The sequence below is a fragment of the Saprospiraceae bacterium genome (genome assembly GCA_016719615.1).
In the GTDB taxonomy this organism is placed as follows: Bacteria; Bacteroidota; Bacteroidia; order Chitinophagales; family Saprospiraceae; genus Vicinibacter.
In genome coordinates this window covers 941,815-965,481 of sequence record JADJYQ010000001.1, presented here as the reverse complement: position 1 = coordinate 965,481, position 23,667 = coordinate 941,815, and the positions used below count along the sequence as shown (strand labels likewise).

Below are 23,667 nucleotides of genomic sequence, written 5' to 3'. Positions count from 1 at the left end.
CGACATCAAATAAATTAAAACCGCAAGACGGCTTCAGCCGTATTCGAAAACGAAAATTTCAGGATGTTTAAAAATGTCGGGAACAAAGAGGGATCATTTAATTTTACACATTCCATCAATAGGGATGGGTTTTAACCCTTCCCGATCCGGGATTATTTTTTAATCAACTTTCCACTTCCCAGAATTTCACCGGTATTGCTTTGAACTATGAGATGATAAATTCCCTGTTGTAAATCTTTAATTGGGATGTTTCTTGAAATATCGTAAATTTTTCTTTCATACACTTTTTGCCCATGATCATTATAAATATGCAAATAGTAGAAAGGAGATGGCACTTCTTTAGTCCATAGAATCCTCGTTTCAGTAATAGCAGGATTTGGACTTAAGTTGAATTCCTGGAAACTCTGATTTAGAACATTCTTTGTATTCACCGGAATAGGCAATCCCAAAGTATGATATTCAAGATTGGTTTTAACGCCAGCGTTGAAATCAAAAAATATTTCCGCATCGTTGTAAACTTTTGTTCCCTTCCATAATTTCTGAACAGGTTTTATGCGATATTGTAAAAAACCATGGGACGCTTTTTCGTTAATATTTGAATCCGGCAATTGAATATTGCTAAATGAAAAGATAAGTTTTCCTTCAGGGGTCACCAGATAATTATAAGGATGTGAGGATGCACCGGCTATAAAACTTGATAGATCCAATAGGTCTTTTCTGATTTGGTTTTCAATTCTTACCGAGAATGCAGTATCTGTTCCGGTATTTTGAAAACGAATGATATACTCCAACTCCTGATCAGTGTCAATGAATTTTTTATCAGTAAGCCCTTGGGGAAATCCTGTGATGTCATTAGGGTCGTAACTACCCCTGTTCTGGATACAAAATTTTGAAATGAAGGATTCGTCCTCATCGAGATTGGTAATGCGCAATGGCGGGAGGCCCGGCCCGGGATTAGATAAACAGGAAATAATTTCTGTTGTAGAATGTTGGTTATTTGGATAAAGCTCGTCCTGTTCAGCACTCAAGAGAACGCGTGCTCTGGATAATATAGTTTTTGTGAATTCTTGCCCTGCTCCCAATAAAAATGTTCCCGAATCGAAGATATCAATCGAACTGGAACTGTTTGACATATCTGCAACAAACCAACTTTTAGCAAGAGTCATATCTGCATTGCCTTCATTGCGAATGATCAACTTTATTGAATCGCCAAGGCATTCAGCATCGGTTCTGATTTGAGCAAATGAGGAGGGAATACACAAGCTATCCGGGAAAATATGTGCTTCAACACAATGAACATCGCCCAGTTTGGAATTACAGTTTACTTGAACCCTGATGGAGAATTCTCCAACACTCAATTTAGACAGATCACCTAATTCGAATCTGAATACGCGACCATTCTGACTGCTTAATGCGATGCTGCTGCTCACATAATCCAAAGAGTCATCCAACACAACATCTACATATGCATTGGTGGCCGTGGCCGTACCTGAGTTTGTGTAACGCACGATGATATCAGATTCAAAACATCTGCGAAAGAGCGAAGTTTGCGCATCAACCTCCAGGTAAGGACAAATCGTTTCCTCACTGACTCCTAAATAAAGCGTGTTAGCAAAATTATACTGGGCCGATTGAATTGTTGTTTTGCAGGATTTCCAATAATTATTCTTTGAGTTCACTTCCAATGTATAATCGCCTGAATTTAGTGGTACATAAAATTTCCCGTTCGCATCCGAAAACACTACAATTTGTTCATTTGCGCTCGTCGCATTGATCATGGCATTTGGTAACACCGCTTCTCCTGGATCTTGCTGACAATTCTTATTCGCATCGCTGAATGAAATTCCTTGCAAAACTTTTGAAGTACTCACCGGCAATATAGATCTATACAATCCAATAGCAGTGATGTACAATTTTTGATCCATACCGATGTAAGTTCCGGATATCGACTCCAATACATCCCCAAAGGCTTGTAGATTTCTACGATCAGGAGTAGATGCATATACTCTGTCGCCAGCAACAGATGAAGGAATAAATACGCGTCCGGTATTTGTCGATGCAAAACGCGAAAGGAATCCAAATAAACCATTTGATTGGTTGATCATTGTGCTCAAGCTCCAGCTTTGGCCATTATCATCGGAGTAATACATTTGGTTACCAGTGGAATTATAGCTTAAAATATATGCCGTATTAAATGCGTTTCCGGCGATACTAAAAAGTGAGATCACGTTTGTTGGAAAATCAAAAACTTGAGTCCAGCTTAAACCATTATCTTCAGAGCGGAAGACTGCCTTTGCTGTAGCAGCTATGAGATGGCCATTTGGAAAATCATACATTTGAATCACTCCCGGCAACTGCAGATTCGTCCAACTCTGACCTTTATCATCGGATCTGTGTATTTCCGAAAGATCATACACAAATATACTTGATGTAGATCTGTTGCTGTGAATATTAAATCGCTTGCCTTGATTAAATAAAGCATGTGTACGTTTCTGCGGAATAGATTTTGGATTGGACAAATAATATAATTCTGCTCCATCCATGTAAAATATTTCGCTACCCACAAGAGAAATATTATTTCTGTTGAAGTCTCCTAAAGTGCTTTTACTGCGAGCAATTAAATCCCAGTTTTTACCATCATCCTCAGTATAAAATATTCCATCATTTGTCAAGGCGGTAAATTGTCTTGCTGCTATAAAATCCAATTCAAAGATGTTCGCTTCCTGCATACCGTAGGCAGAAAAATTCCAACTTAATCCATTGTCGGTTGATTTATAAAGACTACCATATTGTCTTACGCCAAATACAACATTCCCAGAAGTTGCTGCCAAGGAATGAAAAACAGATGGATAAGCTGGATTTATAGGAAAAGACTTCCATTGTACGCCAAGATCATCCGAATAATAAGTGCGGTAATCCTCATATGCAAACAACCGACCTGAGTTACCGAGTGCCATGTGTACACTGCTGTTGGTGGTTCTTAGAATATTCGTTTTAATCATGAGATTAGCGCTGGTATCCCATCGCCAAATAAACTCATTTCCCGCAAGAAGTATATTCGAATTCGCAGCTTCAGCAAAACAAAACTGTTCGTTGCCGAAATCATCCACATAAAATTCATTCCAATTGGATCCTTTATCTTTGGATAGCCATAATTTCTGGCTACTGATTGCAAACACCCAATCCTGGATTTGAGATGGAAAAAATCTTTTGACTTGTCCGATAAATCCGGTTTGTATCCAGGTCAGCCCATTATTTGCAGAAGTAAAAATTTGATTGTCACCATATAAAATCAAAGTTCCGTCCTGGAGTGCGGTTATTTTTTCACCCAATGTATTTGCAGGTAAATTTAATTTAGACCATGAAAGCCCATCGTTAGTAGATTTGTAAAGATCACTGAATACCAGATAATACAATTGGCCGTCGCCTCCGATTTCTACTTGATAATATGTTGCATTTGTTGGAAAACTAAAAAATCTCCAGGTCGTACCGTTATCTGTAGAACGGTAAAATAATTTATTTCCTTCCAAAAATTGAAACAAGACCCCATTCTTCCCCTCATACACTTTCGACCCTCCCCCATAAGGTCCATTTAATTTTTCATAATTCTGTGCATGTAAAAAAAAGCAGGTGAATGCGAATAAAATTAGATAAAGGATTCTCATAATAATGAATTTAGAATGTGAGTGCTCAATTTAGATTTAGGATTAACAAATATAAAATAAAATTACTTTAAAATTAAAAGTTTAACTTTTTTCCAAGGAATCGGGGAAACCTACAAACTAAAGCCTCATTTTCACTTACCAGAGAAGAACTCAGGGTTTACCCTGATAAGTAAGCATAATCTATCAGGGTAAACCCTGATTTTTAACAGAAAGCTGGCGAATAACTTGCAGTAGCTGGATATTCCTTTTAATTTTAAAGCTATTTTTAAAATTAACATTTGGATATGTACATCCGCAGACACATTTATGTCCTCGTTCTTCTTGGCTTTCTCTCTCCATTAAATGCTCAAAAATTAATACTTGGCGGGCAAACCAACGAGCAGATAAAGATCTATTCCAGCGAAAACTGGCAACCTTTTAACCGAAAAGACAGTTGCAAGGCCAAATCGGCATTTAATGGCGATGGGCTTGTGGGACCCTATTATGAAACCAGCCGCTTTTTGTATCAGGCGAGTTTGGGATCGTCTTTTGAAGATATCAGGCAATTGGCATCGTCCGATTTTGAAACATGGATCGATCAACAACAATCGAGTCCGTACAGATCTTTATTGAACGATACACGCGAAATCATGAAAGAAGTGATTGATTGGCATTATGTGACCGGCGGTGATTCAGCCGATGCTCCTTCTTATGCTAATTGGCTGCAATTTCAATACGCATGGTGGAATCAGCATATGCTGCAAAAAGATCGTCTCAGACAACGCGTAGCTCTTGCATTGAGCGAAATTTTTGTCATCTCTATTGAATCTGATCTTCAGGGATTCGGAGAAGGTCTGGCTTCTTATTATGACATCCTCAAAAAACATGCTTTCGGCAATTACAGGAATTTACTAACAGATGTTAGTTTGCATCCAACCATGGGCTTTTATCTGAGTCATTTAAACAATCCCAAAACGGATACGGCTCAGGGAGTTCGTCCTGATGAAAATTATGCACGGGAGATCATGCAATTGTTCAGCATCGGTCTGGTCAAACTAAATCCAGATGGCAGTCCTGTATTGGATTCTGCGGGCCATGCCATTCCAACTTATACCCAAAAAGAAATTCAGGAACTGGCTAAAGTATTTACGGGATTAGGAATCGCTAAAGTGGTTCCAAACATGTATCTCGATACTGCCATTTTTGGAATGGGCATCTATTTGGCGGATATGACGGTACCTATGCGCATGTATCCCAGAATGCATGAATTCGGTCCGAAATATCTTCTGGATGGTGTAATAATTCCCGAAGGACAAAGTGGAATGGAGGATATCGATGCAGCCATCGATGCGCTGTTTCATCATCCGAATGTGGGACCTTTCATCTGCAAACAATTAATACAGCGATTGATCAAATCAAATCCTTCGCCTTCCTATGTAGAGCGCATTGCCGGAATTTTTAATGATGACGGACAAGGTATTCGCGGAAATCTCGGAGCAGTTATTAAAGCCATTTTATTAGATCCTGAGGCCAGAGATTGCAACGAAATGATGATGCCTTCCAATGGACAGTTAAGAGAACCCATTTTGCGATATACGCACTTTACCAAAGCCATGGACATAGAACAATATTATGGACGGTTCTGGAATACAGGTTATTATTATTGGCAAGGAACAGGACAATTGCCATTGAGTCCGCCAACGGTATTCAATTTCTTTTCTCCATCATATACTCCTAAAGGGGCACTCGATAATTTAAATTTGATGGGACCTGAATTTCAAATTCACAATTCTCGAACCAGTATTGGTTATATCAACCAGGTCAATAATTGGGCGATCTACGATTACGTCATGAATAGTTGGGAAACCGACGACCCTTATGCTACGATAAACACGCGCGAATTGGAAGACCTGGCTCAGGATCCTGAAGTATTATTAAATAAACTCGACATTGTACTTACGCATGGTCAGTTAAGTGATCGTACCCGACAGATTATTAAAAGTGCAATTGAACCATTTAAAACGGGCAACTATAGAGAAGAACGCGTGCGGATGGCGATGTACCTTATGATGATTTCACCCGATTATGCCATTTTTAAATAAAATCCCCTCATGAAAAAATATTCCAGAAGAAATTTTATTGGCCAAGCCAGTTGTGCTGCATTGGGATCTACCAGCATCATCAATGCTTTATTGCAATTGAAGGGGATCAATGCCCTTGCAATGTCTAATAGTGCTTTAGATCCGGGCTACAAAGCTTTGGTATGCCTCATGCTGTCTGGAGGTAACGACGCATTTAACATGGTTGTTCCGATGAGCACTAAAGAATACGGAGATTATCAAAAAAACCGGGCCAATTTAGCAATTCCAAAAAATGATCTCTTGCCCATACAATCCAACGGAACTCCAGGTCGCACATTTGGCTTAAATCCCATTATGACCGGATGCCAAAAGCTCTTTAACGATGGCAAACTAACATTCGTTAATAATGTTGGTACTTTATTGGAACCAACAGACCAAAGTGGATTTTATAACGGGACATCAAAATTGCCATTAGGCCTGCTTTCACATTCAGATCAAGCACAGCAATGGCAATCTTCGGTGGCCGATAAACGCGCCACTGTGGGTTGGGGCGGTCGAATGGCTGATCTCATTCGCGATCTAAACCCATCTGATCAAATCTCTATGAATATTTCATTAGCTGGAACCAATTTATTTCAAACCGGAAATGAAACCATTGAGTTTGCCATAGATCCCAGACAAGGAAGTGTAGGAATTGAGGGCTACGGATCCACGAATATGTACGATTATTTCAACATTGTTCGCGGCAAAGCACTAGATTCTATCATCGATCATTCCTATATAGATCCATTCCAGAAGACTTATATGGATGTCATTCGCGGTTCCAGAGACGGACATAGATTATTTTCCGGAGCGATCGAAAAAAGTCCGACGCTGAATACCCAGTTTTCAGATAATTACATTAGCCAATCATTTCAAATGATTGCGCGTACCATAGCTGTTCACGAAGATCTTGGTTTTAAGCGGCAGATCTTTTTCATTGATTTTCCGGGATGGGATCATCACGACGAAGTATTGCAAAATCAGCGCGAGATGTTGGGGATTGTAGATAGTGCTATGTCAGAATTCAATCAGGCTATGGAAGAACTTCAGCTGAGCAATCAGGTGACCACCTTCACCATGTCAGAATTCGGCAGATCTCTAAAATCGAATGGCAATGGATCGGATCACGCTTGGGGCGGCAATGTGATGGCCATGGGAGGTTCTGTTGTTGGTAAAAAAATGTACGGGCAATATCCCTTATTGGCATCTAATGCTCCGCTAAATGTTTATGACGGTGTAATTATACCTACAACCTCAGTAGATCAGTATTTTGCAGAATTTGCATTGTGGATGGGTGTTTCACCAGGTGATGTAAATTACATGTTACCTAATATTGGTAATTTCTACGATCCGCAATCCGGTAAAAATCCTTTAGGTTTTCTAAAAAACTAACACCATGAAAATGAAATTTATACAAGTTTGCTTATTTCTTTTTTGCACGACTCAAATTTTTGCGCAATGTTTTCCGGATCGCCACAGTACCAATTGGGTTGACTCCTGGATCAGTTGCTCGGTAAAATCAAATCCCAATCCTGCTCAAACTGAAAGTCATTGGATCATGTTTGATTTGAATAAACAATATCGCATCGATCGTTTCAAAATATGGAACCTCAATGATCCTGATCGCTTGGCATGGGGAATGCAGAACATTGCAATTGACTATTCAAAGGATAGTATCGTTTGGAATCATGCAGGAACATTCCTAATAGATAAAGCCAGTGGAAACAACCGATATGAAGGCATGCCCTGGATGGATATTATTATTCCCGAAGCCAGGTATGTGTTGATCACCGCATTATCAAATTATGGGGGAAATTGTGCCGGGCTCTCTGAAATTTTATTTTCCGCTGAAAAGGTACAATCGCCGGTTGATGTAGAAGATGAAACATTTGCTTCCGAATATAAAGTAGATATCAAACCCAATCCTTTTACAGATCTTCTCAGTATTTCATTTTCCGGAGAACAAGGAAGCCGGATTTCCTATCAAATTGTAGATCTCCTCGGCAAATCTCAAGAAGCAGGATTCATATCCCTTGATAATGGTTTCTCCTATTTGAAATTGTCAACGCGCAAATGGATGCCCGGAAGTTATTTGCTGATCACAAATGATGGAAAAACAATCCAAAGAAATGTGTTGGTAAAAATGTAGTCGGGATTAGAAGTTTAGAGTTATAATTTAAATGCTAAGAGCTTAAAGCTTAAAGCTTAAAGCTTAAAGCTTTGATCTGTTCAAATAATATTTTTGAGTATTATACCTAAACTTTAAACATATAATCTTTGCGTCATACTCCTCCCAACATTGTCATCATTTTTTTATTGAATAATGTCTTCAAGTCAGGACACCATAATCCATTCTCTTTGCACTATACTCCATAATCATTGCTCCATAATCCATACTTCTATACTCCATAATCATTGCTCCATAAACTATATTCCTTGATTGGAAAATAACTAACGATTGTTAGTAATAGTAAAATCAAGCATCAGCAATACTTCCTTTAAGCTTTGAGCTTTAGGCTTTGAGCCTTGAATTTAAACCATTACTGCTGCTTCCTGTAATACCGGATGAATCCATCCATGTGTATCGGGCAATCTACCGGAACGGATGCCATTGATCTCAGATTTCAAGGATTTCGATAAGGTCCAGTTGGATGGGTCCATCAATAAATCATTTCCCTTGTATCCGATGCGATCTACATTGGCAATTACGGCTGCTGTTCCGGCACCAAAGGCCTCCAGTAATTCTCCAGACTGGTGTGCACTGGCGATTTCTTCCATAGTAACGGGTCTTTCTTCAACAACATAACCTCTTTCTGAGAGCAGGGTTATGATGGATTCTCTTGTTATTCCTTTTAAGATGGTACCACTCAAATTAGGCGTAAGAATTTTGTCCTTTAGCACAAAAAATATATTCATCGTACCAACTTCCTGTACGTATTTAAATTCATGGGCATCCATCCAGATGACCTGGTCATATCCTTTTTCTTTTGCCAATTTGGTGGGATAAAGTGATGCTCCGTAATTTCCGGCAGCTTTGGCCTCGCCTACGCCCCCATCAACAGCTCTTACGTATTTTTCTTCCACCAAAAGAGACACCGGTTTTGCATAATAAGGCCCTGATGGAAGGTTCATGATCATCAATTTGAAAGTATCCGATGATCGTACACCCACAAATTCATCGGTTGCCATCATCACCGGTCTTATATATAATGCACTTTCCTCATTGCGAGGAATCCAATCCCTATCGATATAAATTAACTTACTCAATGCTTCCACGAATAGAGCTTCCGGAAATTCAGGCATACACATTCTCAATGCAGATTGATTAAGTCTGGCCGCATGGTCTTCTGGTCTGAAGAGCAAGGGCATTCCCTCCGCTGAAATGGAAGCTTTCATGCCTTCAAATATAGCTTGTCCATAATGCCAAGCCATTGTTGCGGGATGAAACGGAATTTTATCTAAAGGCTTAATTGCAAAATTTTTCCATTGCTGACCATCGAAATCAGCTATAAACATATGATCGGCGAACACTTTACCAAATGGTATATTGTTGAAGTCCACCGTTGAAATTCTAGAGTTCTTCGTTCTTTCAATGCTGATTTCGTAAGCCATAGTTTCTGTTTTGTACAAAGTTAATAAAATGTCTGCTTTATGCCTAATTTTAGCCTTCTATTATATTTAACTTGCAGAAAATAAAATTGTTGTGAATCATATTGACAATATTCCATTTTATTACGAGATCCCGATAAAATCAGGAGGCATTGATTTTTTTAAACCTGGTATCCACAATTATATTTTTGTGAATCAACAGGAATATGAGCAAACTTCCCAAATGGAATTTCTTCACAAAATAATGGGCGCTATAAAACTTGCGCCCAACATCAATACTTTGATAATACCGGTTCCTGCTGAATCCAAGATTCATGTTTCAGAAATGCCATCGAATGAAGAATTAAAATGTATATTTTTTGGAATTCCAACCAACAATTTGGACTATCAGGGAAGCTCAAGTCTTCATGAAAAAATACAAATGCTGCATTTGCAATTTTTATTTGCTAAAACATTGGGCGAATACAGTTCAGAAATAGATAAAAAAATGCTTTGGCAGGCTTTAAAACTCATGTTTTTATAATGCCATCAATTCATGAGTGCTTCAAGATTTTTATCTCATTTATTTTCGTCAAATCATTTTCACTGAATTTCTTTTCAACATGAAACTTTGTATTGCAACACATAACCTTCATAAAAAAGCAGAAATACAAGCTGTGCTGCCTTTGAACTATCAATTATTGGATTTGAATGATCTTGGATTTTTTGATCCTATTGAAGAAACCGGCAACAGTCTGGATGAAAATGCAATTCTTAAAGCAAAATTACTTTTCAGTCAACTCCAAAAACCTTGTATAGCAGATGATAGCGGATTAGAAGTCGAATCATTGAATATGGCTCCTGGTGTATACTCTGCCAGATATGCCGGTGAAGAAAAAGACGATCTGGCAAACATGAATTTACTATTAAGTAATTTAAAGCATATTGAAAACAGGTCTGCAAGATTTCGCACGGTTATTGCTTATATACCATCTTTTGAAGTACAGTTCTTATTTGAAGGCATCATAGAAGGGCGGATTGCGCATCATATGAAAGGATCCAATGGATTTGGTTATGATCCCATTTTTATACCAAACGGATACGATGAAACTTTTGGAGAATTGAGTTCAGAAATCAAACAAAAAATCAGCCATCGCAGCTTGGCCATTCAGAAATTTGTAGCATTTCTGAGTCAAAAATAAAAATCGATGATAATGCCTACAGCGAGGCATATACTCGCCAAGCCATTGGTAGAGAAAAATGCAAGATTAATTTTTGATAAATCGCCTTTTCCGACGATGATGTGCTGTGAGATAAGTAATATGATAAATGCAGCACTTCCAAAATAGATACCGTCATTAAGACCGTAGTCTCTGTGCAATAAATAAGTTGCCGACAGAATACAAACTCCACAAATAAAATGTAAGGCAGAAGAAATCCAAAGTGAAGTACGAATGCCAAATTTTGCAGGTATGGATTTTAAATGATGAGAAACATCAAACTCGACATCCTGAAGTGCGTAGATAATGTCAAAACCTGCAACCCAACTTACTACGGCTAAAGCATACATAGAAGGTAATAGTTCAAGACTGCCACGAACTGCTAAAAAGGCTCCTAAGGGTGCTAATGCCAAACCAAGTCCCAAAAACAAATGGCAAAGCCAAAAATATCTTTTCGTAAAAGAATAGCCTAATACGATAGCCAATGCCAGAGGTGATAAAATAAAACAAACGAAATTAATTTGGGAAGCACTCCAAACGAATAGCATTGAGTTCACAAGAACAAAAAAGATAGCTTTATTTGCAGAAATAATTCCTGCCGGAATTTCCCGCATTTGAGTGCGTGGATTCAATGCATCAATATCGCGATCTGCCCATCTGTTAAAAGCCATAGCTGCATTCCTGGCAGTCACCATACATACAAAAATCCAAATCAACAATTTATAATTCACCACCCATTCCGGCGAAGAATGAATGCCTATAATAAATCCAATGGCTGCAAAAGGTAGTGCAAATATGGTGTGACTGAATTTAACCAGTGACAGATACGATTTAATGGTCTGCATAATGGCGCTTAATTCTAAAACAAAAAAACCCGCACTGAAGTTCAGAGCGGGTTTTTTATCTTATCAATACTAAATTGATTAATGTGTAGGATTTGAAGTTGCAGGTTTTGCATTAGGATCTTTTCTAACAACTCCTGTAATTGTCAAATATGTCTGAGGAGGATTGGTATTAGCAGTAACCGTCACTTTCTTAGTTTGCTTCTGACCATCATCGCTACCTTTTCCTTTAGAATCAAATTCAACTTTGATTTCACCACTTGCTCCTGGAGCGATTGGCTCTCTAGGCCAATCAGGAACGGTACAACCGCAGCTGCCTTTTGCATCAGAAATAATTAATGGCTCTGAACCTGTATTCTTGAATTTGAATGCATATTTCATGTGCTCACCTTCTTTGAGTTCACCCCAATCGTGAACCATCTCAGAAAATTCCATAGTAGTAGTTGGACCAGTTGGAGCTGCTTCTGGTGGAACGGATCCTGAAGCACCTGGATCTGCTAAACCTGCAGTTGCATCCGCTGCTGCTGCACCATCTGTAGCTGCTGTTTCTGTAGTTTCTGCTTTATCAGATTTGCACGCACTGATCGCAAATAAACCTGCAAATAAAACAAAAGTTAGTAATTGTACTTTTTTCATGATGAATAAATGATTTTAATTTGTGTCAAATAAATAGAATGTAAAATTACTCCTTTACCAACCAGACCCATTTATTCTATTTCAAACGTAATGTTAACGATTATTAAAAGTTGCTTTTTTCATTTATCCAAGAAATAAATTCTGTACTTGACTTATAATTCAAACAATAATTTTTTAACAAGCCAGCTTTTCTGGCAGCCAGCACTCCATATTTTATGTCACTTATTCCTTTTAGGTTGTGTGCATCGGGATTTATTGAAATCTTAACTCCTTTTTCCATAGCATATGGTATCCATTTCCAATCCATATCCAATCTCATTGGGTTGGCATTTAGTTCAATTATGACATTATTATCCGCACATGCATCAATTATTTTTTGATGATCAACAGGGTATCCGGGTCGAGACAATAATAGTCTACCGGTCATATGACCAAGAATTCTCGTATACGGATTTTCAATAGCCTTTATGAGTCTGCTCATAGCTTTCGTAAGATCCATTTTTAATTGACTATGCACTGAGGCAATTACTAAATCAAATTTCTCCAGAATATCATCTGGATAATCTAATGATCCATCGTAGAGTATATCAGATTCAATGGATTTGAATATGGTAAAATCCTGCCATTGAGCATTCAACTGATCAATTTCCCGCCATTGTTGTTCGACGCGTTCGATACTTAAGCCATTGGCATAAAAAGCAGCCCGCGAATGATCTGAAATCACCAAATATTGATATCCCAATCGGATACACTCTTCGGCCATTTGTTCAATAGAATACATTCCATCACTATATAAGCTATGTGTATGAATGACCCCTTTAATGGCATCCATATCTACCAATTCAAGTGGATTGAATGTTGAAAATTCTTCCAGATCTCTGCATTCGGGAGGTATATAATTCAAATGAACATGCGAAAAAACTTGCTCTTCAGAGGCTGCAGAAATTTTTTGCAGCACAGATAATACATTTGTAACAAATGCATCGCTGCCGCTGGTGTACTTCGCTAAATTGAAATAAAAATCCGAATCTGAACTTGTATAGATTTGAACTGGAATATTTTCTTTCCATAGGTAATTCCGCTCATCTGATTTTATGAATTGTTCGGGCAAATGGAAAGATTCTGCATTTATCAAGAATTCAATTTTTTCAAGCACGGGATTTGCACGACGCAGTGCACCACACTTTTCAATTATAAGATCTGCATTTAATTGTTTGATTTGTTGAATCAAAAGTTCAGCTTCAGCATTTAATTTAGGAAACAAATAAAAACCGGCCTGACTATCTAAAAATGCAATATTGTTGAGAATATCTTCCTGAATTTTTTTGCCAAATCCCTTCAATTCAATGAGGCGATTTTCTTCGCATGCATAAGCCAATTCTCCAACTGATTCCAGCTGAAGTTCTTTCCAAATACTTTTTACTTTTTTAGGTCCTAGTCCTTTAATGCGCAACATCGCGCGAACTCCTTCCGGAGTTTTAGACCGGTACTCTTCCAATGTTGTAAAAGTTGCCTTTGTCTTTATTTCTTCCAACTTATCCTGAATAGCAGATCCAATTCCTTTAAACTGAGACCAATCGCTTTTTTCCATTTCAAGTAAGGGAACATCGAGTTTGCGCAATGCCAGATAAGCATTTTCATACGATCTCGTTTTAAATGAATTTTCATCATGGAGTTCCATGAGTGTTGCCAGCTCATGAAATAAACCGGCGATTTCCTTATTGGTCATGTTTACAACTTTGCTTTTTCAATACCGTTCTTCCATCCTTCTCTTGCGGATTTGTCGATTTCTATTGGTACGAAAAATTCCATATACGATAACCATTCCAATAGGTAACAAGAAATTTAGATATTTTAAAGTATTCCTCTTTGAATCTGTCAATTCTTCAATAGGTCTGGTGTCGACAGATTTAGTTCTCAGATCAATGAGCCCGGTATCGTCGCTTAAAAAATCGATACCATTTACCAATAAACTGATATTATCTTCATTTTGCCGGCGTTGCTCCCTTCCATTGATTGCAAAATCGCCATCAGTAATCACGATAATATTTCCTGCCGTTCCGGATTTAGATTTTAAAAGTCCGCCAATAGGTATGCTCTTTTCCAAAAAATCAGCTTCTGTCCAATTGCGTTGCACATCAAACTGAATAGGGATGTTTTCCCGGGATGATTTATCTGAAGTAAATAAGATGGATGTAAATTCATAGTCCGGATGCCCTTTAAAATTCAAGGGACTTGCAAATTCCAACAATACTTGTTCAAGGCCTTTGGTTATCGGGTGGTTTGAAAATTTTTGAATGAGTGGCAAATATGGAAATTGCACAGGTGTAGAAAAAGAGAAAAATCCTTGTTGTTGTGTGACATTCACCTGACCACAACGCGCATCTCTAACGAGCGCATCTTCGACATCCAGTCCTTTTGTGTTTAACCATTGTTTGATTCCGGTATTCAAGGTTGTAGCACTACCATATTGAATATTCGCATCAATCTGATTGAAAGCTATGATTAAATGTCCTCCTTTGGAAAGGTAATCATCCAATCTGGCAAAACGATCGGGCGGAATACTATCAGTTGGCTTTACCATGACCAAGGTTTTGTATGCCGTTAAATCTATCGTATCATTTTGCAGGTTAGTAGAATTTAGTTGATACAGAATGCTTAGTTCCTGATAAGCTTGTGCCATATCCTGTAAACTGGCTTCACCATGGCCTTGTGTAAATCCAACTTTGGGTTTGTTTTTTCCGACCAATTTTTTAATACCAGTTGTAAAAGCATATTCCATGGCAATGCCCGGCTGTATCACAGGAACTACATCTTTTGCTTCGCCCGCTTTTATGACTGCACCCAAATAGGCCTTCTGTTGTTTGGCCTGATCTTTTCGCGCACGTTGATCATTACCGGACGAATGCCGGCTTTGCTTGCTTCCTCTTCAGCAGTAGGACTTTCATTGGGATTTACAAATGTGTAAGTCAGTTTACCTTTCGACAAATTAGAATATTCATTCAACAAATTGTCGAGTTCTTCTTTCGACTTTGCAATATCTACAGGCAGGCCTTCAGAAAAATAAGCTGTTACTTCTACATGATCTTCCAAATCATTGAGTATATTCTTCGTTGCCTTTGATAAAGTAAAAGCATTGTTTTCTGTAAGATCAAGTCTGATGAAAAGATATTTTCCAAAATAGTTCAGGCCTATGAAAGCCAGCAGTATGATCAGAATGATATAATATTTTGATTTTAACATGATGACTTATTTAGTTCGTTTGGTCACAAATAATTCAGCGAGATATAATGCAGCTGCACATAAGCTCACAAAAAACAAGATATCCTTTGTATCCACCACACCTCTTGACATAGAATCGAAATGTCTTGAAGCACTTAAACTACTCAGCAACTGACCCATAAATCCTGAAGATCCGTAAGCCATCATATCAAATATAAAATGAAAGAATACTCCAATTAATAATGCAAGCAAAAAGGCAATGATCTGATTGTTGGTAATGCTACTGGCAAAAAGTCCGATCGATATATAACCGGCACTCAAAAAGAGCAATCCTAAATAACCACATAAAGTTGCACCATGATCGATATTTCCAATTTGGCTGACCGTCACATAATAACTCAAGGTAAATGCAAGTGTAATACCTATCAGGGACAAACAAGCGAAAAACTTTCCAAACACAATTTGTCTTGCAGTGATGGCCCTGGTGAGTAAAAGTTCAATGGTACCAGCCTTGTTTTCTTCTGCAAGCATCCGCATGGTAATTGCAGGAATAAAGAAAAATAAAGTCCACTTAGATACACTAAAAAAAACAGCAAGGTCGGCTTCCTTGCGCAGGAAAATATCAGATCCGGATATCCATGTAAAAAAACCACTAAAACCGAGAAAAACAATAATAAGGATGTATGCGGCAAGTGAATCAAAAAATGCATTCAACTCTTTTTTCGTAATGATCCATATAGAAGATTCCATAAATAGTAATTTTTTTTACTTATTAATTTAAGGTAAGGTCTCTGAAGATATCTTCCAATTTTGTTTCAAATGGAATGATTTCCAGCAATTCAAGATGATTGGAAACACAGGCATGAAAAACCTGTGCATTTGAAGTTTCTCCCGTTTTACTTTGAATTTCCAATATGCCTTTTACCGGATCCAGAAATTTCACATGCTCTACCGTTGGCAATGAAGTTATTATTTCAAACAATCGCTCGGGTTCTGTTCCTTCAATGCGAACATGAAGCAGCTGTTTGCCTTCCGATCTGGCACGCAATTCTTCCACACTTCCATCGGCCACAATTTTGCCCTTATTGATAATGAGTATCCGATCGCACGTAGCTTCAACTTCCGGAAGAATGTGAGTACTTAGGATAACCGTTTTTTCTCTGCCTAATTTTCTGATCAGCTCTCGTATTTCAACAATTTGGTTGGGATCCAAACCGGTCGTCGGTTCGTCTAATATCAGAATTTTAGGATTATGGCAAATGGCCTGGGCCAGACCAACTCTTTGACGAAATCCTTTTGAAAGCTCCCCAATTTTTTTGTGCTTTTCTACATCGAGTCCGCAAATGCGGATCATTTCTTTAATTCTGGAGGGTATTTCCGACTGGGGCATCCTTTGTAGAGCAGCCATAAATCCCAGATAGTCAATAACCGGCATATCCTCATAAAGCGGGTTATGCTCAGGCAGGTAGCCGATTTGGCGACGGATATCAGAATCCAAAGAACTGCTATTGCCGTACCATATCGTGCCCTCATCAGGCTGCAGATACTGGGTCAGCATTTTCATAGTAGTGGTTTTTCCTGCACCATTGGGCCCTAGAAAACCAACGATTTCACCGGATCTGATTTCAAATGAAATGTGGTCGACCGCCTTTTGCAATCCATAATGTTTACTCAAATTTTCAATCCGGACATCCATAATATATGAATTTGAATGCAAAAATAAGCGCATGATAGATATCTCCACCAATTGGAGACCCGAAACTGGAAAGCATAGGCTTTTGGGCTTGAAAATCAGCGCTCCATAAAGTTTTAAAATTTTCTTAAAAATAGAATTTTATGAAAAAGCAAACGAGATTTAACAAAATGAGCCTATTCATCGGAGACGATGTAAATTCGCATTTTAAGCCAATGATCAACTCCAGCCATAAAAAAATCGTCTATCTTGTATCCCATGGATTTGCTGCCCGAATGCTCACGCAAACCAATTTAATCGGGAAACTTTCGGCCAATGGAAATACACTAAGTCTTATTTGCCCGGATAGCAATGATCCTGTTTTGAAAGCCTATTGCCAGGAATGGAATATCAATTTGCTAAGCTTTAAATCCAACAAATATATCTGGAGGACAAACTACAGTCTATACCGGACCTATTTTCTGGAAGATGTAAAATCGAATCAAGCTTTGTTCGAAAAACATTATTACGAAATGCATCGCATGAAGTCGCGATTTGCATTTTTAAAATTCGTGCCGCGTTTTCTCATCATCGTTCATGTGGTCTTTTGTAAATTTCCTTTTTTGAAAAGACTTTATTCCTGGCTAGAAAAACTTCTCTTGAAAGATCAGCAGGCAGTTGAATTGTTAAATAAATTAGCTCCGGATATCGTCATATCAACTTATCCGGCTAATATACAAGAAGGGGTATTATTGTTTAACGCATCCCGAAAAAAGATCAAGACCGTCATTCATTTACTGAGTTGGGATAACATTACCAGTAAAGGCCGGTTTTATTCTATGGCAGATCATTATATGGTCTGGGGTCCCATTATGCGAAAAGAACTTCAACAATATTATTCAATACTGAATGAAAACATATTTGAATGTGGGGTGCCACATTTTGATTTACATCATCAAATCAAAACAGATTTGAATCGAGATCAATATATTTTGGACACAGGAATTCAAAAGAATAAACCCTATTTGTTATTCGGCATGAGTAGTCCGCGATTTGTTCCCTGCGAAATTGATATTGTTGAAAACCTGGCAGCTAAAATTGAAAATGATTTTTTTGGGCCAGACTTACAAATGTTAATTAGACCACATCCTCAAAATGTACAGGGTGGAATGGCCGACAAAAGTTGGTTGCCACGGTTACAAAAATTGGAGAGTAAACGAGTACGTGTTTTTTATCCCCTGTTGGCAGAAAGTAAGATGCCCTGGAGCATGGAGCGATTGGATATGAATAAACTAGCCGCAGCATTAAGCGGATGTTTGGTATGCATTAATTCCTGTTCAACCTTATCCATCGATGCCCTTATGGCCGAAAAAAGCAGCATTGCTCCTATGTTTGATGGACATCAAACACTTCCTTATTGGAGTTCTGCAAAGCGGCTCCTCAAATACATTCACATTGATAAGTTGATTCAATTTAAAGGCATAGAAGTTGCAGATAACTACAATGAAATGGACCATTTGATCAAAATGTATCAAACAAATGCAGAAGAACACTATCAAATAGCCAAATATGCGAAAATACAGGAATGCGGCATGGATGATGGCATGGCTACCGAAAAGGTAATCGCGTGTGTGGAGCGATTGGTTAGTTGATAGTTGTTGGTTGTTGGTTGCTAGATTGTTGGGTGTGTGTCCCCATTTGAAATCGCTTATTGTTTTCCATACTAACGTACGTTTGTTAGTCTCATCATCTATCATCGCTCACCTCACCTTCAGCTCCTCTCCACGATGCGGAGAGGAGAGCAGATCCTGGTTCCTTTTAGAATTGTTTTTTTATTTTAAATAAATAGCTCTGCGTAGTATTTTCCTGCTTTCAATATCCATCATCTATAATCCATCATCTATAATCTATAATCCATCCTCTACCATCTACCTCCCAAACTGCCTCAGCCATGATTGTATGGCCAATAATGCCAAGATGGAATATGCAGCATCGCGTTTGCCGGTCTTATTGGCCTGAATCAATTGGTTGACTGCTTTTGGATTAAAAATGCCTTGTGATTTCATGTGTTCTGCCGACAAATCGCGATCAATTGCAGTTTGAAATTCGCTTTTGATCCATGTTCTGACTGGGCCTCCGAATCCGGTTTTCTTACGGTGAATAATTTCCGGAGGTAAATATCTTTCTGCTAATTTCCGGAGTATATATTTTGTGGTTTTGCCTTTCAGCTTAAATTCATCGGGTATAGAAAAACTCAACTCTACTAAATCTTTGTCTAAAAAAGGTACTCTAATTTCAATACCGTGTTTCATACCAACTTTATCGGTATAATTCAAGTTGTGTTCAGGTAAATAATATTTAGCCTCTAAATATAATTGCTTCGTTAAATTGCTTGAAGCTTCAGAAATAGAATCCAGGTCCTTTAAAAAAACAGCATGTGGATTGTAATCTGCCAAAGCTTGTAATACGGGATCTGAAAAAAGCTTCCTTGTTTCCTCGGTCGGGATCCAATCGAAATACCCAAGCAAACGGTCGTTCATATTTGTAAAATCAAAGCCCGACAAGACTTTTTTTAATCTTCGCAAACCGGGAACATCATCCGGTAAAATCCTGGATGTATTCTTGATAAATCTTCTGAAAGCTAAGGGCAGTTTTGCAGTGTATGGATCCAGCGAATAAGCCAGGTGTCTTCTATAGCCTGCAAACAAGTCATCGCCTCCTATTCCACTGATAAGGACCACATGCCCTTGTGCTCTTGCCAATTTTGAGATCGCTGATATATATAATGGCACGGCATCACCTTGGGGCTCGTCCATATGCCAGATCATATCGTCAAAATCAGAAGGAGAAATATTATTAGATGAAATAATCTCTAAATCAATATTCAAATGCGATGCTAACATTTGAGCAAATGGCAGGTCTTCCTCAAATCCTTCCGATGTATTAATCGCATCAGATATCGTGTATCCTTTTATAGCTCTGTCTGGATACAAATGTTTTTGGATAGCTACCAGTAAACTTGAATCTAAACCACCGGAAACAAAATATCCAACAGGCACGTCCGCCTGTAATTGCCGCTCTACGGCTTGTTGCATACATGTATCCAAAGCATCCACCCATTGCTTTTCAGATCTGAACTTGGGCTTGGCATTCAACGGCCATTGATAATATCTTGAAATTTGCATTTCGGAAGGTCTCTCTATGTGTAGCCTGATATAAGTTCCCGAATCAAGTTTATGAATATTAAGGAAGGGCGTTCGACTTCCCGGAGACCAAAGAAACTGGATATAATTAAAAAGTGCTGAATAATCTATTGATTTATCCAAATCCGGAAAATTCAAAAATGATTTAAGTTCAGACCCAAAACAAAACGCATCTCCGCTCTGAAAATAGTAAAGGGGTTTAACCCCAAATGGATCCCGGGCAACAATCAATTCTTTAGAGTGTGTATCAAAAATGGCCAATGCAAATATTCCATTCAATTCAGCGAATGCATCCACTCCCCATTTTTCATACGCATACAGGATGGTCTCTGTATCCGATTGAGATTTATATACAACACCACTACCTATGCGCTCACGCAACTCGATATGGTTGTAAATTTCTCCATTGAATATAATAACAAATCTTTCATCATGTGAAAACATGGGTTGATGTCCCTTATAACTCAGGTCCAGAATGGAAAGCCTGTGATGTATAAGTTTCAAACCATCACTTTGATAATAACCTGTATCATCCGGTCCCCGATGCTTTATATTCAAGCCCTTCTCTTCGGCAATAAATTTCTCATCTTTTGAAATAAATCCTAAAATACCACACATCTCCTTTTTCTATATTATAATTTTACACCGTACAAATTGCATCCAATTTTTGAAAGAGCTCTCTGTTCACTTTCGACCCATCAAATTCAGCTCCAGATTTTAATGCATTTTCGCTCAACATTAAATAAGCTGGTTCATCAATTTTTTGGATAAGCTGTAGCCAATCATCGGCCATTCGAGAGCTTATTAAAAATCCGTTCTGCTCATGGACAATCAACTCCGGTAAGCTTAACCATTTTGAGCAAATGACCGGCACTGCCGAACATAATGCTTCAATAATGATTCCCGGATAACCTTCGCCCAAATGTCTGGTTGGCAACAACAGAATATCATATCCTTTGAGGACTTCAAAAACATTTTGAGGGTCGAAAACCCCTTTATAAAATGGTTCTGATATCAAATTTTGATACTTTTCTTCCAGTATGGGCCCATATACATCCAGGACATATTCCTCCGGAAGTATTGTTTTAAGTTCAAGAATCAGCTTGATCCCTTTTGCTTCATGGATCTGGCTTACAAATACCAATTTCTTTCGATAAGCAGATCGGGATCTAATATCTGAAGGAATTTTACGGGAAGTAGGTAACCAGGAAACGTTCTTCACTCTTTTTTTAAAATTTTCTACCAAGTTTTTTGTTTGTAATAAAAGCAGATCTGCATTTCGTATAATCTTTTCAAAAATTATATTTTTAATAATATTCCCGGATGAATAGATTTTCTCTTCATTCCCTCCAAAAACCCGAATCACAAATTTTTTACTCCACAATTTAGAATATAGAAATAAAACCGGGGAAAGAAAATACATGCCACTTGGACTCACGTTTAACAAAACAATTTTACATCTCGGAATTCTTATAGCCGAGAAAAATAAAATCCATATATAATTTAAATAGTTAAAATATTTTTTTGAAAATTTATTCGTCCTTATTACAGATATTTCCTTCCCAAAGCTTCTTGCGTATTCACAAAGTAAATCAAAACTAACGGTTGTACCACCAATTTCAGTCTTCGCCTTTTTATATTGCGGACCCAGGATTAAATACTTCATAGAAAACTGCTTGCTTTCATTCATATGCGATCAGCTAAGAGATTTCACAACTTTACAAGGATTCCCAACAGCAACGGAATTGGTGGCAATATCTGCATTGACTACAGAACCGGCTCCTATGATCACATTGTTGCCAATCGAAACTCCTTTTAAGATCATTACCTTTTCTCCAATCCAAACATTGTCTCCAATATGAATAGAAGCTGTGGTATAACCATCAAACACCATTTGGCCATCCAGCATTTTGGTTTTATGATCATGATCATAAATGGAAACACCTGCTGCTATGAGTACATTGTTGCCAATTATAATTTCTTTGTGACAAACCAATCTCACCTGGTCATTGATAAAACAACGGTCACCTATACTAAGTTTTCCTTGAATATCCACATAATTATATCTGCCAAAACTTGTACGTCGCCCTAAACGCAATAATCCTCTGATTTTAAAAATACTACCGATCCCGACTGCATGTATACCTTGCGAAATAATTTTACTAGGATTGAGATATTTAATCAGAAAAAAACGCAACACCATTAAAATTTGTTCTACCATAATTTAAGCCATTACGCGCAATGGATTTTCCGTAGAATTATACCATTCCACAAAACTATACAATCCGTCTTCAATGCTAATTTGAGGAGCAAAATCTATCTTTGAAGCAAGTTTATCTATATTGGCATATGTAATTTTCATTTCACCATTATAAGTTTCTGTAAATTTAAGATTTGCCTTTTTTTCGGAATATTTTTCCAACAATCGGATGAAATACAATAATTGGATAGGCTTATTATTTCCTATATTATAGACCGAAAAGGGTTCATGGGTAGTCGGGGGGAGATCCAATAATTTAAGCATAGAAATGACAATATCATTTACGTGCGTAAAATCCCTTTGCAATTCACCATTTCCAAAAACTTCAATGTTTGCCCCAGAATAAATATGATCCAGAAACTTAAAATAAGCCATATCCGGTCTACCATAAGGTCCATACACGGTAAAAAACCTCAAAGCTGAACTTGGAATATGGTATAGATTCGCATAGGAATAAGCTAATAGTTCATTCGACGCTTTACTTGCAGCGTACAAATTGAGTGGCTTTAAAATGGAGTGATGTTCAAGAAATGGGATTTCATCATTACCTCCATATACACTACTGCTGCTGGCAAAAATGAAATGTCTGACCTTCCATGTTTTGGCTAATTCCATGATTTGGTAAAAACCCAAGACATTTGAATTAATATAAGCCTCCGGATTTTCGAAACTGTATCGCACCCCAGCTTGAGCAGCAAGATGAATGATATAATTACATTGCAATTCTCTGATCAAGGAATTGCTTTGACCCGTTTGCGATAGATCTGCTTTCAGAAAAAATACATTTGGGTATTTATTTGAATTCAACCAGTACTTGGTTTCTAATAAATCCTGAAGAAATCCAAGATTCTCCAATCTCTTGTACTTTAACTTTACATCGTAATAAGAATTCAAATTATCTATGATGTACAATTCAATATTCGGATCCTTTGCCCATTGCATGGCCAGATGATAACCTACAAATCCAGCGCCTCCGGTTAAGAATATTTTTTTCAAAATTAGAATGTATTCAGATTCAACAAGTTGACCCAAGCTTTGCAGGATCAACTTCAAAGATTATATTTAAATAATTTTAATGTGTAAAAATATGTAATTTTGACCATATTAAATAATGACAGTGAATCATCATACTTCATGAACATCCTTATGCAGAGAATTTTCGTTTCATTTTCCAAAAGCAAATTCAGCTTTGGAAATGACTCGTTTTCTTATTGGAATGATTTGTTAATAAATGATCTCTACACAATTCCAATCATA

19 protein-coding genes are annotated in these 23,667 nt (G+C 37.8%); 6 read left to right on the top strand and 13 right to left on the bottom strand.

Annotated elements, in window-relative coordinates; all coding sequences use genetic code 11:
- Positions 1-152 precede the first annotated feature (152 nt).
- Complete coding sequence (locus tag IPM92_03935) at positions 153-3,665, bottom strand: hypothetical protein (GenBank protein ID MBK9107538.1); 3,513 nt, start codon at positions 3,663-3,665, stop codon at positions 153-155.
- 284 nt (positions 3,666-3,949) lie between these two features.
- Between IPM92_03935 and IPM92_03930 the strand changes: the two genes are divergently transcribed.
- From IPM92_03930 to IPM92_03920, 3 genes are read left to right on the top strand one after another with little or no spacing between them, the layout of a single operon-like run.
- Positions 3,950-5,746 (top strand): DUF1800 domain-containing protein, encoded by a 1,797-nt coding sequence (locus IPM92_03930; GenBank protein ID MBK9107537.1) that lies wholly within the window; start codon positions 3,950-3,952, stop codon positions 5,744-5,746.
- 9 nt (positions 5,747-5,755) lie between these two features.
- Positions 5,756-7,159, top strand: a complete 1,404-nt coding sequence (locus IPM92_03925) for a DUF1501 domain-containing protein (GenBank protein MBK9107536.1) — start codon at positions 5,756-5,758, stop codon at positions 7,157-7,159.
- Positions 7,160-7,163: 4 nt separating this feature from the next.
- A complete protein-coding gene (locus IPM92_03920) occupies positions 7,164-7,916 on the top strand; it encodes a discoidin domain-containing protein (protein ID MBK9107535.1) in 753 nt (250 codons plus the stop codon).
- Positions 7,917-8,299: 383 nt separating this feature from the next.
- Here the strand turns inward: IPM92_03920 and IPM92_03915 are convergent, their stop codons facing one another.
- Positions 8,300-9,379: a branched-chain amino acid aminotransferase gene (locus IPM92_03915; GenBank protein MBK9107534.1), complete on the bottom strand. Its 1,080-nt coding sequence runs from the start codon at positions 9,377-9,379 to the stop codon at positions 8,300-8,302.
- Positions 9,380-9,470: 91 nt separating this feature from the next.
- Between IPM92_03915 and IPM92_03910 the strand changes: the two genes are divergently transcribed.
- Together IPM92_03910 and rdgB are read left to right on the top strand one after the other, a co-directional pair.
- Positions 9,471-9,899 carry a hypothetical protein gene (locus IPM92_03910; protein ID MBK9107533.1) on the top strand — a complete coding sequence of 143 codons (429 nt, stop codon included), beginning with the start codon at positions 9,471-9,473 and terminating at the stop codon, positions 9,897-9,899.
- Between the two features lie 79 nt (positions 9,900-9,978).
- On the top strand, positions 9,979-10,557 hold the full coding sequence (rdgB, locus tag IPM92_03905; protein ID MBK9107532.1) for an RdgB/HAM1 family non-canonical purine NTP pyrophosphatase: 579 nt from the start codon (positions 9,979-9,981) through the stop codon (positions 10,555-10,557).
- Here the strand turns inward: rdgB and IPM92_03900 are convergent.
- The 7 genes from IPM92_03900 to IPM92_03870 form a co-directional block, all read right to left on the bottom strand.
- Entirely contained in the window at positions 10,548-11,420 is an 873-nt protein-coding gene (locus tag IPM92_03900) for a UbiA family prenyltransferase (GenBank protein MBK9107531.1), read from the bottom strand. The genes rdgB and IPM92_03900 overlap by 10 nt on opposite strands.
- 78 nt (positions 11,421-11,498) lie before the next feature.
- On the bottom strand, positions 11,499-12,053 hold the full coding sequence (locus tag IPM92_03895; protein MBK9107530.1) for a DUF1573 domain-containing protein: 555 nt from the start codon (positions 12,051-12,053) through the stop codon (positions 11,499-11,501).
- A 103-nt stretch (positions 12,054-12,156) separates the two neighbouring features.
- On the bottom strand, positions 12,157-13,782 hold the full coding sequence (locus tag IPM92_03890) for a DNA polymerase/3'-5' exonuclease PolX (GenBank protein MBK9107529.1): 1,626 nt from the start codon (positions 13,780-13,782) through the stop codon (positions 12,157-12,159).
- An 18-nt stretch (positions 13,783-13,800) separates the two neighbouring features.
- Positions 13,801-14,901, bottom strand: a complete 1,101-nt coding sequence (locus IPM92_03885; GenBank protein MBK9107528.1) for a Gldg family protein — start codon at positions 14,899-14,901, stop codon at positions 13,801-13,803.
- Positions 14,886-15,296 (bottom strand): GldG family protein, encoded by a 411-nt coding sequence (locus IPM92_03880; GenBank protein MBK9107527.1) that lies wholly within the window; start codon positions 15,294-15,296, stop codon positions 14,886-14,888. The genes IPM92_03885 and IPM92_03880 overlap by 16 nt, the downstream gene beginning before the upstream one ends.
- Positions 15,297-15,302: 6 nt before the next feature.
- Positions 15,303-16,025: an ABC transporter permease subunit gene (locus IPM92_03875; protein MBK9107526.1), complete on the bottom strand. Its 723-nt coding sequence runs from the start codon at positions 16,023-16,025 to the stop codon at positions 15,303-15,305.
- Between the two features lie 22 nt (positions 16,026-16,047).
- Entirely contained in the window at positions 16,048-16,971 is a 924-nt protein-coding gene (locus tag IPM92_03870) for an ATP-binding cassette domain-containing protein (protein MBK9107525.1), read from the bottom strand.
- A 140-nt stretch (positions 16,972-17,111) separates the two neighbouring features.
- On the opposite strand from IPM92_03870, the gene IPM92_03865 reads away from it, so the two are divergent.
- Positions 17,112-18,599, top strand: coding sequence for a hypothetical protein (locus IPM92_03865; GenBank protein ID MBK9107524.1), 1,488 nt, complete (start codon positions 17,112-17,114; stop codon positions 18,597-18,599).
- A gap of 276 nt (positions 18,600-18,875) precedes the next feature.
- Here IPM92_03865 and asnB read toward each other — a convergent pair whose 3' ends face one another.
- From asnB to IPM92_03845, 4 genes are read right to left on the bottom strand one after another with little or no spacing between them, the layout of a single operon-like run.
- Positions 18,876-20,768 (bottom strand): asparagine synthase (glutamine-hydrolyzing), encoded by a 1,893-nt coding sequence (gene asnB, locus IPM92_03860; protein ID MBK9107523.1) that lies wholly within the window; start codon positions 20,766-20,768, stop codon positions 18,876-18,878.
- Between the two features lie 22 nt (positions 20,769-20,790).
- On the bottom strand, positions 20,791-21,816 hold the full coding sequence (locus IPM92_03855) for a glycosyltransferase (GenBank protein MBK9107522.1): 1,026 nt from the start codon (positions 21,814-21,816) through the stop codon (positions 20,791-20,793).
- Between the two features lie 30 nt (positions 21,817-21,846).
- On the bottom strand, positions 21,847-22,371 hold the full coding sequence (locus IPM92_03850) for an acyltransferase (GenBank protein MBK9107521.1): 525 nt from the start codon (positions 22,369-22,371) through the stop codon (positions 21,847-21,849).
- A 3-nt stretch (positions 22,372-22,374) separates the two neighbouring features.
- Positions 22,375-23,415, bottom strand: coding sequence for an NAD-dependent epimerase/dehydratase family protein (locus tag IPM92_03845; protein ID MBK9107520.1), 1,041 nt, complete (start codon positions 23,413-23,415; stop codon positions 22,375-22,377).
- Positions 23,416-23,667: the final 252 nt, after the last annotated feature.